This window comes from Olivibacter sp. CPCC 100613 (genome assembly GCF_036959255.1).
In the GTDB taxonomy this organism is placed as follows: Bacteria; Bacteroidota; Bacteroidia; order Sphingobacteriales; family Sphingobacteriaceae; genus Olivibacter.
Map to the genome: position 1 here is coordinate 380,493 of NZ_JAWMTI010000003.1, position 16,404 is coordinate 396,896.

The 16,404-nt window shown below is 38.0% G+C and carries 16 protein-coding genes; 3 read left to right on the plus strand and 13 right to left on the minus strand.

Annotated features, from left to right (window positions below; all coding sequences use genetic code 11):
- Positions 1 to 17: 17 nt before the first annotated feature.
- The 5 genes from RYH73_RS12610 to RYH73_RS12630 form a co-directional block, all read right to left on the minus strand.
- A complete protein-coding gene (locus RYH73_RS12610; RefSeq protein WP_335313790.1) occupies positions 18 to 833 on the minus strand; it encodes an alpha/beta hydrolase in 816 nt (271 codons plus the stop codon).
- A gap of 9 nt (positions 834 to 842) precedes the next feature.
- Positions 843 to 1,745 (minus strand): histone deacetylase family protein, encoded by a 903-nt coding sequence (locus tag RYH73_RS12615; protein WP_335313791.1) that lies wholly within the window; start codon positions 1,743 to 1,745, stop codon positions 843 to 845.
- Positions 1,746 to 1,821: 76 nt separating this feature from the next.
- The gene (locus RYH73_RS12620; RefSeq protein WP_335313792.1) at positions 1,822 to 2,637 is read right to left on the minus strand and encodes a hypothetical protein; all 816 of its coding nucleotides are present in this window, start codon (positions 2,635 to 2,637) and stop codon (positions 1,822 to 1,824) included.
- A gap of 42 nt (positions 2,638 to 2,679) precedes the next feature.
- A complete protein-coding gene (locus tag RYH73_RS12625) occupies positions 2,680 to 3,159 on the minus strand; it encodes a GAF domain-containing protein (protein ID WP_335313793.1) in 480 nt (159 codons plus the stop codon).
- Between the two features lie 64 nt (positions 3,160 to 3,223).
- Positions 3,224 to 3,805 (minus strand): DUF4230 domain-containing protein, encoded by a 582-nt coding sequence (locus tag RYH73_RS12630; protein ID WP_335313794.1) that lies wholly within the window; start codon positions 3,803 to 3,805, stop codon positions 3,224 to 3,226.
- Positions 3,806 to 4,082: 277 nt separating this feature from the next.
- On the opposite strand from RYH73_RS12630, the gene RYH73_RS12635 reads away from it, so the two are divergent.
- The 3 genes from RYH73_RS12635 (at position 4,083) to RYH73_RS12645 (ending at position 7,774) form a co-directional block, all read left to right on the plus strand.
- Positions 4,083 to 4,625 (plus strand): gluconate 2-dehydrogenase subunit 3 family protein, encoded by a 543-nt coding sequence (locus RYH73_RS12635; protein ID WP_335313795.1) that lies wholly within the window; start codon positions 4,083 to 4,085, stop codon positions 4,623 to 4,625.
- A gap of 11 nt (positions 4,626 to 4,636) precedes the next feature.
- Positions 4,637 to 6,352, plus strand: a complete 1,716-nt coding sequence (locus RYH73_RS12640) for a GMC family oxidoreductase (RefSeq protein ID WP_335313796.1) — start codon at positions 4,637 to 4,639, stop codon at positions 6,350 to 6,352.
- Positions 6,353 to 6,505: 153 nt separating this feature from the next.
- The gene (locus RYH73_RS12645) at positions 6,506 to 7,774 is read left to right on the plus strand and encodes a DUF6600 domain-containing protein (RefSeq protein WP_335313797.1); all 1,269 of its coding nucleotides are present in this window, start codon (positions 6,506 to 6,508) and stop codon (positions 7,772 to 7,774) included.
- Between the two features lie 34 nt (positions 7,775 to 7,808).
- Here RYH73_RS12645 and RYH73_RS12650 read toward each other — a convergent pair whose 3' ends face one another.
- The 8 genes from RYH73_RS12650 to RYH73_RS12685 form a co-directional block, all read right to left on the minus strand.
- A complete protein-coding gene (locus tag RYH73_RS12650; RefSeq protein ID WP_335313798.1) occupies positions 7,809 to 8,396 on the minus strand; it encodes a DUF4833 domain-containing protein in 588 nt (195 codons plus the stop codon).
- A 25-nt stretch (positions 8,397 to 8,421) separates the two neighbouring features.
- Positions 8,422 to 8,838 (minus strand): GtrA family protein, encoded by a 417-nt coding sequence (locus tag RYH73_RS12655; RefSeq protein ID WP_335313799.1) that lies wholly within the window; start codon positions 8,836 to 8,838, stop codon positions 8,422 to 8,424.
- Entirely contained in the window at positions 8,822 to 9,577 is a 756-nt protein-coding gene (locus tag RYH73_RS12660; RefSeq protein ID WP_335313800.1) for a CDP-alcohol phosphatidyltransferase family protein, read from the minus strand. Before RYH73_RS12660 ends, RYH73_RS12655 begins: the two co-directional genes overlap by 17 nt.
- 76 nt (positions 9,578 to 9,653) lie before the next feature.
- Positions 9,654 to 10,286, minus strand: a complete 633-nt coding sequence (locus tag RYH73_RS12665; RefSeq protein ID WP_335313801.1) for a sterol desaturase family protein — start codon at positions 10,284 to 10,286, stop codon at positions 9,654 to 9,656.
- A gap of 89 nt (positions 10,287 to 10,375) precedes the next feature.
- A complete protein-coding gene (locus RYH73_RS12670; RefSeq protein ID WP_335313802.1) occupies positions 10,376 to 12,952 on the minus strand; it encodes a DUF5686 and carboxypeptidase-like regulatory domain-containing protein in 2,577 nt (858 codons plus the stop codon).
- 208 nt (positions 12,953 to 13,160) lie between these two features.
- Positions 13,161 to 14,279: a hypothetical protein gene (locus RYH73_RS12675; protein WP_335313803.1), complete on the minus strand. Its 1,119-nt coding sequence runs from the start codon at positions 14,277 to 14,279 to the stop codon at positions 13,161 to 13,163.
- 36 nt (positions 14,280 to 14,315) lie between these two features.
- The gene (spt, locus tag RYH73_RS12680) at positions 14,316 to 15,521 is read right to left on the minus strand and encodes a serine palmitoyltransferase (RefSeq protein ID WP_335313804.1); all 1,206 of its coding nucleotides are present in this window, start codon (positions 15,519 to 15,521) and stop codon (positions 14,316 to 14,318) included.
- A gap of 47 nt (positions 15,522 to 15,568) precedes the next feature.
- On the minus strand, positions 15,569 to 16,018 hold the full coding sequence (locus tag RYH73_RS12685; RefSeq protein ID WP_013666291.1) for a MarR family winged helix-turn-helix transcriptional regulator: 450 nt from the start codon (positions 16,016 to 16,018) through the stop codon (positions 15,569 to 15,571).
- Between the last annotated feature and the right edge of the window lie 386 nt (positions 16,019 to 16,404).

Consider the following 16,404-nt stretch of genomic DNA (forward strand, 5'->3'; position numbering starts at 1 on the left):
CGGCGACAAAAATAATATTATTCTTGTTTTGAGAAAAAATGGTGCATAAATAAGAGTTGATAAGTTATACTGTTCGACCAATACTGCCAATTGTGGGCACCAGGTCTCGTAATATAATCGTGTTCTATGTTTCTATCTACCATTTTTCTATGAAGCTGTTCATTAACAGTATAAAAAAAGTCAGATGTTCCACAGTCGATGATAATAGCTAGTTTGCCGGGCGTCAACAGATACAGCAAATTGGTTACCGTATGCTCTTCCCATGATTTTGCATGTTCAGACATACTTCCTAAACGTTTTGCTAAATCCCAATTTGCAGGAAACGGTCTAATATCTACACCTCCCGACATGCTTCCTGCAGCACCAAATAACCCTTGATGTCTGAATGCAAGATAAAGCGCTCCATGCCCCCCCATGCTTAGTCCTGTAATTGCCCTACCTTTTGGGGATCTTATGGTTTTATATTTTTGGTCGATAAAAGGTACCAGTTCCTTTGCTAGATAAGTTTCATACTTGAAATTGGTATCAACCGGACTGTCAAAATACCAACTACTGAACCCTCCATCCGGACAAACAATGAGGAATTGGTAGTTATCCACCATTTCTTGAATGGCGGGCACTTTCGTTATCCAGTCGGCATAATTGCCGCTGTAACCATGCAATAAGTAAACAACAGGCATCTCTTTCGTTCCATCATATGCCTGGGGTGTAACAACAACTGCTTTAATCATTTTTTTCATGGACTTACTCGGCGTAAGGACCGTATCAACTTTAGCAGCATCGGCTGTGTTAAAAAAAAGATAAAAACTTAGAAATAATAGTGTCCTATACATGATATAATTTTAACATAATCTACTTATGGCCGCTTTAAATGTATTGCAATGTGCATCCACAATATCCTTTATCTGCACAGAATAACCTCCTCCCATGCTAACTTGCACCGGTACTCCAAAACGTTTACAATGTTCGAAAACAATTTCATCCCTCATCTTACAGCCCTGTTTACTTAAGCATAACCGGCCCAGTTTGTCCGTCTCCAGAACGTCCACACCTGCCAAATAAAAAACAAAATCCGGTTTCACTTGACTAAACAATGTTGCCAGATTCCTTTTTAGGATCGTTAAATAGGCCTCATCCGCCAGTCCTTCCGGTAAACCAATATCCAAATCAGAGCGTTCTTTTCTAAATGGAAAATTACGTTGACAGTGCATTGAAAAGGTAAAAACGCGTTGTTCGTTTTGAAATATCTCAGCTGTTCCATTTCCTTGGTGTACATCCAGATCAATTATCAGAATTTTTTCCACCTTTTTTTGTGCTAAAAGATAATGAGCTCCAATAGCTTGGTCGTTTAATAAACAAAACCCTTCCCCCCAATCACTTCCCGCGTGATGGGTACCTCCGGCAACATTGAATGCAATTCCGTCTTGTAAAGCATAGATACAACATTCGATCGTTCCCTGGGCAATGCGAAGCTCCCTGGATATCAGTCGCTCGCTTAAGGAAAAACCAGTTCGCCTTTCTTCTTTTGTAGAGAGGGAAAGGTTTTTCAGCTTCTCCCAGTAGGTATCTCGATGCGCTAATTTAATGTAATATTCGTCTATTTCGCGGGGCCTAAAAAAACTACTGGAAACTACCGTTCCCTCATATACGAGCTGTTCAGGTATTAATTCATATTTAAGCATAGGAAAGCGATGTCCAAGGGGCACGGGATGAATATATAGCGGATCAAAAGCAATCTTCAGCACTTTCTAGTTAATTGATAAGCCTAAAAAGCACTAAAATAATAAAATTGATGGACTATTAAATGATTAGCACAGAATCTTACTTTCCGCTTAGAAAATTGTTCTTCTGCTTGTTCGTGTAATTCAAAACAGTTCGTATGATAGCTAATAAAATAAAGACAATGCCGAATGCACCCACATAAATTAACGAATGATAATAGGGATCAGCATCCTCAAACTGTTTTATCAAAATGCCATATATACCCCATATAATAACCATTCCATAAAATATATTGTGCCTAAAATAGACAATGACAGTCCCTAATACACTCGCGGTCAATAACAGGGCATAGCTTACGTAAAGGTCGATTGCAGGATTTGACAACCACCCCATAGATACCAGCCAAGCCGCAAAGTTGGCCAAACAAGCAATTGTTATCCATCCAAAATAGATACTTATAGGCAGTTGTGTAATAAAAAGAGAAAACCTTCCTTTTTCAGGAGCCAAAAGCTGAAGACGCTTAGCAATATAGTATAAAGTAAAAAGCTGTACCAACAATAGCACAAATGACAAACCAGGCATATCATTTAACCATGTATATACCCAAGTTGCAATGGCTAATTGATTGATTCCAAAAGAAAAACCAATTTGAAAGACTTCTTGATTCGTCACATATTGCTGATGTTTTGAGAAAGCTTTAATCAAATGAACGATCAGCATGATAAACAAAGCCACATAAATGACGCACCAGACCGAAAAAGTGAATGCGGCCGGTGTAATTCCAGACTCATATTTAGCTGCCATTTCACGCATGGTATATCCCCCAATATCCCTTGTTTGACCCAACATAGATATTAGAAATGCGAAACAATAGCTAATAAAGTTAATAACTGCCAATTGTCTGATATAACGCATAACTTCGATTTTTATACGTTAACAAGTAGGCAAACAGAAAGTTCAAATAGATTTCGACAAAAAAATGAGTAATTGTTCTAAATATTTATGATCTATTTCATCAAAGTCCTCCAAACGCTTACTATCGATATCGAGCACACCAATTACCTTTCCATGCTGCCTTACTGGTAATACGATTTCCGATTTAGCGTACGAACTACAGGCAATATGGCCTGGGAATTGATCAACATCGGGAACAATCAATACACGATTCTCTTTCCAGGCAGTACCACACACACCCTTACCTATTTGTATGCGCGTGCAGGCAACGGGTCCCTGAAATGGCCCTAAAACCAATTCGCCATCCTTGATTAAATAAAAACCAACCCAAAAAAAATCGAATTGCGTTTTGAGTGCAGCAGCAATATTCGCCAAATTAGCGATTAAATCTTCTTCTCCTGTTAATAAAGCCTTTACCTGCGGTAATAAAGACTGATATTGATCTTCTTTTGTACCTTCATTAATAAATAAATCTTCCGCCATGTTATTTTTGATTTTCGCGACACAAAATTATTGATTTCAGGTCTCTTTATATTAAAAACAATTGCTATCTAAAAGCAATATTTACCTTTGCTCCAGTTATATTTTCAATCATCGGTTTAAAAATAACGGAAGCATTTTCTTTCGTCTTACCTAAGACGTTCATTTCCTGCGCATTTTTCAGCAAACGCTGTTCTGCCAATTGATAAATACCTTCAACTAAATCTTTCGTATCTCCAGGTAACCACGCGCCTGAAATATCATAAACTTTGGACTTCTTATGATCCAAACGAACATAGCAAATTTCAGGTTGGGGTAAATAGATGGTGACAGAATCGACACGATGTCTAACAACGTCTTCTTTTGTTACTTTTCTAAGATCGATACAACCTGCCACCTCTCCAACTGCTATAAACAGCACTCTTTGATCGGGAAAAAAATAGCGTAACTCTTTTCGTTCGAGCACATCCTTCATCGAATATTTAACCAATTCCAATTTGCCAATGTCAGTAATACGCTCAACCATTAGATCTTCCGTCACTTTTACTTTTGACGCGCCCAAGTCGAATTTATGGTAAATAAACCATCCGGAGACTAAAAGAATGGCAATTAGCAACAAAATCACAACACCAGAGATTGTTTTTCTCATCTTTCTTTTTTTTATTGTTTGAACAATTGTAGATATAAAAAGTTTAAAGGCTTATTGAACGTCTCCCCTAGGCAACCATTACAATAACAATATGGTATAAAATCCTTTTAGTCAAGGAAAATTCTTTGTCAATTCTATTCATAAAATCAATTTAATTGGAAAGAACGGAAATGAAACAAATCGATACCTGTAATTTCTTTCTTAGCATATTTATCGCTAATATTGAATTTGATATAATAACATCAGGACGCTAAACTAAAATAAGACTATAAATCGGATGAAAAGAAGAGCAGCAATCAGGAGCCTTTTTATTATAGCAGGAGGTATCGCCATCTTACCCTCATGTTCAGAACAGGCTGGAAAAGCATCCATTCAGTTACACAATATAGATATTACAGATTTGCAAGAGAATTTGTTAGCTGAAATCACAGAAACGATACTTCCTAAAACAAAGACACCAGGGGCGAAAGATCTTAAATTACATCTTTTTGTTTTGAAAATGGTAGATGATTGTCACAATAAAGCCGATCAGGATGCTTTTGTGAAAGGTCTAGAAGGCATTGACACACAGGCAAAAGAAATGTTTTCGAAAGAATTTAAAGCCCTATCTTCGGAGCAACGGATTCGCCTTCTTGAGCAAGTGGCAAGTAGTGCAAAAGAATCAGACCGTCAACGTTTTTATAACATTACAAAAAGACGAACGATTCAAGGCTACTTAAATTCTCAATATGTAATGAAGGACCTAAAGCAATATGAGCTGATTCCCGGGAGATATAATGGGTATGCCAAGGTGAAAGAATCAACTGATAAATTAAGCTAAGGGGACTAGACATGTCAAATATAAATATAGATAGTATTAAGGACCGTACATTCGATGCAATTGTAATCGGATCAGGAATCAGTGGCGGTTGGGCTGCGAAAGAACTAACTGAAAAAGGATTAAAAACACTGGTGTTAGAACGTGGAAGGGATGTAAAACATGTGGTCGATTACCCCACCACCAACCTGTATCCTTATGAATTTGAACACCGAGGTGAAGTTCCTTTATCAGTCCAGGAGTCAGCCCCCATCGTAAATAGATGCTACGCTTTTCGAGAAGATGCCATGCATTTTTTTGTGAAAGATGATGAACACCCCTATATACAGGAAAAGCCTTTTGATTGGATACGTGGCTATCAGGTAGGCGGAAAGTCCCTTTTATGGGCAAGACAAACACAACGATGGTCTGACTATGATTTTGAAGGTCCCGCAAGGGACGGTTTCGCTGTCGATTGGCCAATTCGACATAAAGATTTAGCCCCATGGTATAGCTACGTTGAGAAATTTGCAGGTATTTCCGGTAATCGCGATGGCCTAAAGGAACTGCCGGACGGTGAATTTCTTCCTGCTTACCCTTTAAATGCTGTAGAAGATTATTTTAAGGGTGTCCTGAAGAATAAATATGTAGGTAGACATATCATCAGTGCGCGTTGTGCACACTTATCGAAACCCAATACCATTCATATAGAACAAGGTCGTGTACAATGCCAAAATAGAGTTCTATGTCAAAGAGGGTGTCCGTTTGGAGGTTATTTTAGCAGTAACGCTTCTACACTCCCGTGGGCACAAAAGACAGGGAATCTTACATTAAGACCGTTCTCAGTGGCTCATTCGATTATCTATGATGAACAAAAGGGTAAAGCAGTAGGTGTCAAAGTCGTCGACACGAATACAAAGGAAGAAATAGACTATTTCGCAAAAATTATTTTTGTAAATGCCGCAGCCATAAATACAAATCTCATTCTTCTAAATTCAACATCAAATCGCTTTCCTAACGGCCTAGGTAATGACAGTGGTTTACTAGGGAAATATGTGGCTTTCCATAACTACAGCGCCAGAATCAGTGCCGAATATGACGGGTTAAAGGAATATATGACAGATGGGCGAAACCCTGCTGGCGGTGGCTATATTCCAAGATTTAGAAATCTTCATAGGCAGGAAACCGACTTTATAAGGGGTTATGCAGCAGGATTTTCTGCGCACCGAGCTATTGATCGCGACACATCCAACCTAGGTATAGATTTAAAAAAACAACTATTAAATCCTAAACTAGGTCCTTGGCGTGTGGGGTCCCATATGATGGCGGAGACGATACCAAAGGAATCAAACCATGTTGCTTTAGACAACGATAAAAAAGATGCTTGGGGCATTCCACTGCTAAAAATAGCTGTTGCTTATGACGATAACGATGCCAAAATGAAAGCGGATTACATAGAGCAAATGACGGAAATGTTTACGACTGCGGGTTTTACCAATATACAAGCCAATACAGCAGGCCAAGCTCCAGGTTTAGATATTCACGAAATGGGTGGAGTTCGTATGGGAAACGACGCCAAAACTTCGCTGCTCAATAAATGGAATCAGCTTCACCATTGCAAAAATGTGTTCGTTACGGATGGTGCATGTATGACTTCAACTTCTACTCAAAATCCATCGCTTACCTATATGGCCTTTTCTGCCAGAGCAGTTGATTTTGCCGTTAACGAGCTAAAAAAGAACAATCTATAAATACTTGTTAGGAGCGGATTAACATTCACCTTCGTTTTTCCGCCTCTAACAAATTCTGTATATCCCAATACCCAATGACTTATTTATTAAACCTTCCCGGAAACATTCTGTCATAGTATTAGAAAACGAATTTGTGTGATTAAAAATTGAGTCATGAAAACATTAAATAATATACGTATACTACTTTTTTCGCTCGCCTTTGTATTTTATATTGGCTTTACAGAAAGAGTATATGCACAACCTGGAATAACGGTGTCATTCCAGCAATTCTATGACGAATTGTCTCCTTATGGTGAATGGATAGATGACCCTGAATATGGATATATTTGGGTACCAAATGTAGAACCTGATTTCCAACCCTATGCAACAAATGGCAGATGGGTTATGACCGATTATGGTAATACTTGGGTATCCAATTATGACTGGGGTTGGGCTCCCTTTCACTACGGTAGATGGAACTATAATAGACGATTTGGTTGGAGCTGGGTACCAGGCTATGAATGGGGACCTGCATGGGTAAGTTGGCGATCAGGTGGCGGCTACTATGGCTGGGCTCCCTTAGGCCCTGGTATTAGTATTGGAATAAACGTCAATATTCCATCAGCGTATTGGGTTTTTGTCCCACAACGTTATATCTTAAGTTCTTCTATGCATCGTTATTATGCACCGAGAAGAACGGTTGTAAATGTTTATAACAGAACAACGATCATCAATAACACATATGTGCATAATAATCGCCGTTATTATTCGGGGCCAAGAAGAAGTGACATTCAACGTATAACTCGATCGTCTGTACCTGTGCATCGTATAAATAACGCGAGCAGACCAGGGTCGGGAAGAGTAACAGGTCGGTCATTAGAAATCTATCGCCCAAGTGTGCGCAAAAATGAACGCGCAAGACCAACTAGGATCACTTCCGCTAATAACATTCGATCAAATGCAAATAGATCAACTGACGGAAGAGTCAAGGGTACAAGCGGTATCTCAGCCACAAGGCCTTCCAGTCGAAATGAAAATATAACTAATCGGACATCAGGGCGTACAGAGCGCTCCTCTAATATTAACAGAAGTGAGAGAAATGAAAGACAAAATCGTTCGACAAATGGATCTGCCAGAAATCCTAGTAACGAAATCCGAAAAAGGGAAAACAGTGCACCTGCGACCACAACACCAAGGAATATAGAACGATCAAAAAGCGATAATAGTCGTTCAACTCGGTCGAACAGAAATAATGTACCTAATATACAACGTTCTGAAGGACAACGGAGCTCGAGGCCGAATAACACACCTCGGATGCAAAGGAGTGAACAGCCGCGAATACAAAGAAACGAACAACCACGTTCGAGCGCGCCATCTAGGAGCGAACGCCCTTCAAGAAGCCAAAGTCGGCCTGAAAGAACGTCAAGAAATATTAGAGGATAAATAGTAGGAAGACCCGATATACGGGTCTTCCTATTTAAGGTTTAAATCGTTCGAGTATACGTTTACCGGTTCCCACCTCGATACCTTTTAGCTCAATATATTTAACGTCTGGTTTCCAGAAAGTTCCTCCATCACCGATTCGAATAAATATTCTTTCCAGCACCGATTCCTTGTCATTGATGTTCGCGTATACCCTGTAATTTCCCTTCGCATCCTTCTTTAATTTAAGTGGCAGTTTGCTATAGGCGACCGATCGGACATCATAGCTACCGTCATTTAATTTCTTCGTATTAATTCCATACGCGAATTTTCGTTGAATAAAATTAAGTTCTTTACGCACTCCTCCTTCCGGATAGCGAATCCAAAAGGCGTGGATGGGACTTCCCAAATCAAGCTTTCCTTCTTTATCAACATTTAATGTATAACAAATGGTATTTGTATTAGGATCTCGTTGTATATAAAACAACAGATGCGCTACATCTTTTGGTATAGGAAAAGAGTCTACATAAGCATACGTATCTTCATGTCGTAAAGACGAGGCCCTCATTTGGGGTAAACACATTGTCAATCCAGCTCCTACAAGAAGCACATAAAACAACCATTTATATATGTTTATACGCATAAGTATACTTTTCTGATCTTTATTTCTATGAAACGCTTTTTTTAAAAATCCAGTAGCGTTGTAAGGTGTAATTAAAGCAAATCGAAACCAGCACGTCTATCACTATCCTGCTCACTTTATAGTCAATCTGTCCCATCTCCGTCAACAGAAACGTACCCCATGACTTTAAAAGAACACTGCCTACTACCATTGAAGAAAACTTTAACAATTGAATAAGTACTTCACTGTTTTCTCCTGTTACTTCTCTTTCATTGAATGTCCAATTTCTGTTAAGCGTAAAATTGATCAACGCGCCAATTACACCACCAATGACGATTGAAATGGTGTAATGTATGTACAATAATTCGGTACATAAAACCATTATCCCGTAATCAACTGCCCCTCCCAAAAAAGCAGAAAACTGGGCCTTAATAAAAATGTAGATACTACTTTTCTTTAACATGAGCGGATGTGTTTTTAACTGCTCGCTCTGCTATGTCACGAGTATCACCTAAACGTAGTAATTTTCTTGTATCGACTATGTTGACAATAAATAAAACAGTTACTACAAGTGCTGAAAACACATTAACGGTCCCAGCGTACATAACTTCTAGAACAAAAATTAAGCTGATGATTACCCTAATTTCCGTTGGCCCTACCGTACCTGCATCGATCGTATATTTATCGGTAATCTTATAACGCAATTGTGCAATAATCATAGCCCATCCATACAGTGCTACGAAAAAATACGATAAGAGCTCAAAGCCTTCGCCCAAATAAATGATAAAACCAAGCCCCATAATAACGGTATTGATCCAATCCATTATAATATCCAGCGAGAATCCATACCATTTTCTAGGAATATTTCGGTAATACGCAATTCGGCCATCAAGTGAATCACCGAACCAATTAACAAACAAACCGATTACTCCTAAAACAAGATAGGAACGATCAAAGTAGCTTGCCAGCACAAAACCGAGCAAAACAATTACACCACCTAAGACGCCTATACAGGTAAGTATATTGGGGGTTACAAACATGGGGATTTTTGTAACCAAATAAGAAATTGCACGTTGCTCAACGCTTCTTAAAAGATTCGTGCGCTTTCTATCTTTAAAAAGATTTTCCTTTTTCTTGCTTCCTTCTTGCTCTTGGCGATGCTTGCGCTCAAACATATCAAGAGCTGTTTTACTTTCTTTCATAAGTTCATCTCAATCTCACAATAACTAGAGGTAAAATTGAACAATGCTTTGTACGGTTGCGAGAAAAGTTAGGTAACTACTTTGCTCTTTTCTTCTTTTCGAAGTTAGAGCCGAAAATGAAATCCCATAACGGAGAACTTACACCATATCCCTTGTCGGCATCTTGGTAATGATGCAGCATGTGATGTTGTTTAATTCTTTTCATTATGCCGCTTTTAAAATTGTAATGATGCATGGCATAATGACCTATATCATAAAAAAGATATCCCACAATAAAACCTGGAAAAAATGCGGCCATTTGCACATCGTTCAAAAACAATTTAAACAAGAAATATAAAGCTAAAGCAAGTGGAATACTCACAGAAGGCGGCATAACCAATCTTAGTTTATCCATTGGATAATCATGATGCACACCGTGAAATATGAAATGAAGTCTTTCCATGATCTTTCCCTTTGGAGGCAAGTGAAAAACAAAACGATGCATAACATATTCTGTGAATGTCCAAACAAACAAGCCGATAGCAAAATATCCCAGGTAAAATCCAATAGATACAGCATAAGTTGCAAATGACCTCCAAGAGAAATAGACTATAACTGGCACAAATAAGACCAAAGGCACCGTAAAATGCACCTTTGTTAAAGGTTCAAGCAAGTTGCTCTTGAACATCCTTACTGATTCCTGCGAGTTAGATACATAATTCTTTGCCATGATAATATGCTTGATAATATGAGCTTATCGATTTGCCCAATGAGCCGATAAGAATAGACAAAAATAAATAAAAAAGCGTCGTAAAACGACTAAAAATCAAATTTAACCCGGGCTCTTATACCCCATTCAGAAACATTTGGGTTTTCCAAATAAGTAAATCTCCTTATTAAATCGACTCGAACCAATTTAAAAATATTAGCGATGCCTACACTTCCTTCAATATAAGGTTTACTTCCCAAAGTATACGTAATCGGTAAGCCATTTTCATCCATTGAAAATTTATACACTGAATTGTTATAGTTCGGATTGTTTTCATTCCGCAAACCTCCCCACAATCCTTTGAAGCTCACGACCTCTCTCCACTTTAACCGTTTAAGTAATGGTATTTTATTAAAGATAAAACCGTTTAAATAATACTGTACGTTAACCGCTGCATAATGGTCGCTTACAAATTCAAGGAAATTCATTAAATTGTATGAATTTAGCTGATATGCATAGGTTTGATTCGCTCGATGGATGGCAAGAAGTGGAAAAGGGATGTTCTCTCCATAAATATAACCACCTTCCAGCGTAATGTCAGAATAGCCAAATTGCGACAAATAAACTCGTTTGAAGATATTTGCACTAAAGTTATGGTAGTCATTGGTACTATTGAAAACATTCTTTAATCCCATGTTATAGCGCAACGTAAATATCGGATATTTATTAAATATCGGAATACGATAGACTTTACCCTGATAGAATTGTTCATTCGGAGCATAGCGAAGTTCAACATTGACCTCCGATGAGGTTAATTCATTTACATTAAAAAGATTACCGTTGGCATCTTCCCGTTGATAAATCAATACACCTGCTGGACGTTGGCGCCAATGTGTAAAACCGACTTTATAGGAAAATCTACTTGGCAATTCATGTACATATTCAAACTTTGCTATGTCGTTATAAAGCCATCTATTATTATCACCGCGTTTAAAGGACAGTAAAAAGTTGTCTTCTTGAACAAACTGTAACTCTTGTCCAGGAATCTTCGTATCATGTTGATAACTTGCTTTCAGATAATGCAGGGGAAATGAATATACCGATTTATTATTTAGGGAATAAGTAGCGCTCAAAAAATATTTCCACTTTTTATCCCGAAAACCATAGGCTCCATACGTTTCGAAAAACATTCGCTTGCTAAGGTCCGTCGTGGTTCGTCCCCCCAAACGTAACCTGAACCCTTCAACTGGATTAAAACTATAAAAAGTGCTTGCAGGCCCCATTTCAAATTTACCAAAGGACTTATAGCCCGCTAGGAGTACAGTTCCCCAATCCATAAAGCGCCTAAAGGATTTAATCGTTTGAAGTGTATCAACGTTTTTATAAATTCCTACCTCACGCATTTCCAATGGCATATGCCTTACGCCTTTCCAATATTCTTCAGTTGTTTTCACTTCCGGATTATAAGCAATTTCCTCATCCGGTCCCTTATAGGTGCTGTCTGGTTGAGATTGCCCTATTAAATATTTCTGGAAAGAAACGGTTCGCTCACCTAATATCCCTCCTCCTTTATCACCCAAAGCAAACTCCATTGTAAGTGTACTTTTGCTTAGATGATATCGCCCATCGGGATTTTTACTATACTCCAATTTCGCCTGCAAATCCCGCATAAAGTTCAGATTGATATCTTTGTTTACCGTAAGATAAGCATTCTGCACCGCATAATTTCCATCTAAAGTGATAAACAGTTTACCTTCGAATAACATATCTGCTTTGTTGCGCGGCACAAAACTTAATTCTATTAACCAGGGCTTTTCCGTTTTTACAGTATCGCTAATAAAGAATTTATAAAAGGTAGGTGAATTATTAGCAATAGGACTTAAAAAAAGATTGGTCGTAATGGAGATATCATTATCATAAATGTTAATATCCTCATATAATCGGTGTAGATAATTACTTACACCATCATTATCTATGAAATGTGGATCAAATTCCGCTTTCTTATCAGCTAAAATATAACGTTTCTTTTTGTATGGATTTTTGCGAAAATAAATATTCGACAATTTTTCTTCCATATAAGCGGGAAGTACATTCTTACCGCCAATCGCATTAGAGTCCTGCTCCGAGAATAAAAACTGATAATTTCTAAATATACGTTTCTCTTTAAATTTATCCGAAAGATTGCTCAACGCCATGGACAACTTGCTATATTCCTCAAATTGAACGAAATCATAATTTTCCATTTGATTTTCTTTCTTATGAGCAATTACCTGTCTAATCAGTTCAACAGCAGGGTTGTTTTTGTTCCTGTATCGCCCCTTTTTACTGGTGACAACCACCTCATTCAACATTTTAGCATCCACGGTCATCTGGACATTTACAACCTGGTCCTCGCCGGGTTTAATATCCTTTTCTACCGTGACGTAGCCTATATAAGCAAACCGCAGTTTCGAATAATTCCCGTCTATCTTAATACTAAAATGGCCTTCATCGTCAGCAGAAGTTCCAATAGTGGTTCCAGGTATTAAAATACTTACATAAGGAAGTGTTTCCTTCGTCCCGGCATCAGTTATCACTCCCCGAACAATCGTCGTCTGCGCTTCAACCTCTCGGCCAAGTAACGCGAAAAAAAACAATAAACAAAAACGGGTATATTTTTTGTGGATCTTTGCGATATTTACTTTCACTTCTTAATTCAATTAGTTTAGATGTGTAACACCTAATTTACACTGCAAAATAAAGAATTTCATTTAAGACTATTGTGGTCAAAAAGTCAAAAATCATAGCCTTCCTTACAGAGATTCACTCATTTAACAAGAAAAAAAGGCAATACTTCTTTGCCTTTACAAAACAAGAATATTTTCGGCAAAAGCAACGACTACCAAAGTATCTAATTTAAATTGCCTTCTCAAACAAGCGATAGCGCTTATACTGTTGGCCATTTATTTGCTCAATGGCGTGATTCATTAGATAGTTATCTTCCAACATCCAAGAACATTCCGCATATTCAACGCGAGTACCTTCTGCGTTTTTTATCAATGTCCCATATAGACAAGCTTCAATCCCCATTTTTCGATAACCATCAATAACGCCTAACAATAAAACACGTACACCCGTCACCTTCTTTAATCCAAATAATAATTTAAAAATTCCTGTAGGTAAAAGTCTACCTCGTTTTATCTTAGCCAATATTTGGTTAATATCCGGAATTCCTAATGCAAATCCGACCATTTTATCGCCTTGTTCTGCAATAATACAGTATTTGGGGTCCAAAATAAGCGATAAATCTTTCGCCAAAAAATTGAACTCTTCATCTGTCATAGGCACGAAGCCTAAATTTTTATCCCATGCGCTGTTGTACAGTTCTTTTATTTTCGGTATTTCTCGCTTTAGATTCTTTTTATCGATTCGGCGAATATTTATGTTGCTTCTTTTTAATCGATGTTCTAATGCATCCAGTAGCCGAACAGATCGATCATTCAAATTACTCCGCACGACCAGATAAGCCAATAAATCCGTAAATTTCTTTAATCCGGCTGTTACAAATAATTTTTCGTAATAGGGCATGTTATAGGGCATCATGGCTACAGGCGGTCGATCAAACCCTTGCACCAAGAGCCCACAGGAATCATTGGTTGACAAATTAATCGGTCCGATTAATCGGTTGGCTCCTTGCTTTTTTAGCCAATCAATACTGTGGGATAACAGCGTATTGACAACCTCTTGATTATCTATTGCATCAAAAAAGCCAAAAAAACCATCATTCGCCTGTGTAAAAGCGTTGTGGTTGGTATTATAAATAGCAGCAATCCGTCCTACAATCTGCTCGCCCTCATAAGCCAAAAATAATTGGATGAAAGAATGATTATGGAAAGGATGTTTTCCGGGAGTGAGCATATCACGTTGAGCAATAAACAATTCCGGCACATAATTCTTATCATTCTTATATAAATCATGAGGAAAATCTATAAAGGATTTTAGCTGATTTTTAGACGAAACATTGACTACCTTCATGTAAAATAAATGCTATACCTATATTATTTTGAAGTTCTATGCTATTTTAACAAACTCGCTGGTTAAAGTTTCGCGATATGCCTTGGTTAACTTGTTGATTGCCTCGTCGATTTGGCTGAATGTATGAGACGCCATTAATGAAAATCGAATCAAGGAATCCTGGGAGGCTACCGCAGGAGACACAACCGGATTCACAAAAACGCCTGTTTCTTGCAATTTTTTGGTTATTATAAACGTAGCATCATTGTCACGGATATAAACAGGTAGAATAGGGCTTTCTGTTTTTCCCAAATCGAAGCCATTTTCCAACAATTGTCTTTTTGCATATTCGGTGTTCTTCCAAAGATTTTCAATATGTTCCGGCTCCGATTGGATGATTTCAAGAGCAGCTAAAACACTAGCTGCTGAGGCAGGTGTCATGCTAGCACTAAACATCAAAGAACGGGCCCGGTGCTTCAAATACTCGATCGTGTTTGCATCACTCGCTAAGAAACCGCCTAAAGAAGCCAACGATTTACTAAAAGTTCCCATAATGACATCAACATCCCTCGTCAAACCAAAATGAGATGCTGTTCCAGCTCCCGCTTCACCAATTACACCTAAACCATGAGCGTCATCTACCATCACCGCTGCATCAAATTCTTTAGCAATAGCAATCAATTCGGGGAGTTTTACAAAATCACCTTCCATGCTAAACACACCGTCAACGGCAATTAATTTAACAGCCTCTTCGGGTAGTTGGCTTAATTTATTGCGTAAATCAGACATGTTATTGTGCTTATACTTAATAACCTTAGAGAAGGATAGACGACTACCATCTATAATAGAAGCGTGGTTACAATCGTCCAGAACCAGGTAATCGTTTCGTCCGGTTAAACAGGAAAGCGCACCGAGGTTTGCTTGGAAACCCGTGCTAAATAAAACAGCTCCCTCCTTGCCCACATAAGCAGCAAGTTTGGTCTCCAGTTCTTCATGAATATCGAGCGTTCCGTTCAAAAAACGTGAGCCAGCACAACCGGTGCCGTATTTTGCGGTAGCCCGTTGAGCAGCTTCAATAATTTTTGGATGGTTGGTTAACCCCAAATAAGAATTTGAGCCAAACATAAGTACCTTCTTTCCGTTGATGACGACTTCTGTGTCCTGTCCAGACTCGATTGGCCTGAAATAAGGATAAAGGCCCTTCTCTTTTATCACCGCCGCATCTTTAAAATCTGCTATACGCTTGTCAAAATTTCTGCTCATTTAATTGAAAATTTAAAACCCGAGGGTTTATCTACTTTTTAACACAGTTATATTATATGTATATTCTGCAGGTTATTCCCAATCGATTTTATTACCTGCATAAATCGGTCATGCTCCGGACTTTTCAAACTATTGAACAAAACTTTTTCCAGATTTACTATTTTATCCTTAATAAGCCTTGCTAAAGCACGCCCCTTAGGGGTAAGCATGACACAATTTTTTCTTTTATCAGCTACATCTGTAGTTACCCGAACCAAATCTTCTTTTTCCAAGTTGGATATAGTTCGAAGAACCGACGATTTATCTCTCCCGATCTCATCTGCAATTTGCTGCTGTGGAAGCCCCTCCTCCGGTATACTAAACAAAACAGGCAGCTGTTCTATTCTCACTTCAATTCCTTGAGCCGATAAATATTGATTGGCTTTGTTTCGCAACAACTTGCTCAGGTTATCGAGATGGAATATGGCTAAATCATCATTATTTTTCACCTGATTCATCTATTATAAAAATCGTTTGTATGTCAACTAATAACGCCACAAATATCAACTCAATATTAAATTTAAAAAAGGTACATATGTCGCCAAAATTGGTCATTTTTTCTGTATAAATTAAATGCTTCTTCAAATCAAAAATATGAAAATTGCAGAAAAACGCATTCAAAACAAGATTAAATCAATATTTTACAGCTATTCGACCCATAGTAACACGTCTAAAATTCTGTATTCCGTTTTGCTGTAAGATTAGGTTTTATATATTGCTTTGTTAATATAAAATTAACAAAATCTTTGAAACCGTTTAAAAATTTCTTTTATGTCAACGAAATATTCTTTACAACGAACATAAAACGCTGGATTAGCCCCTTATTTTCAATCAATTAAACACA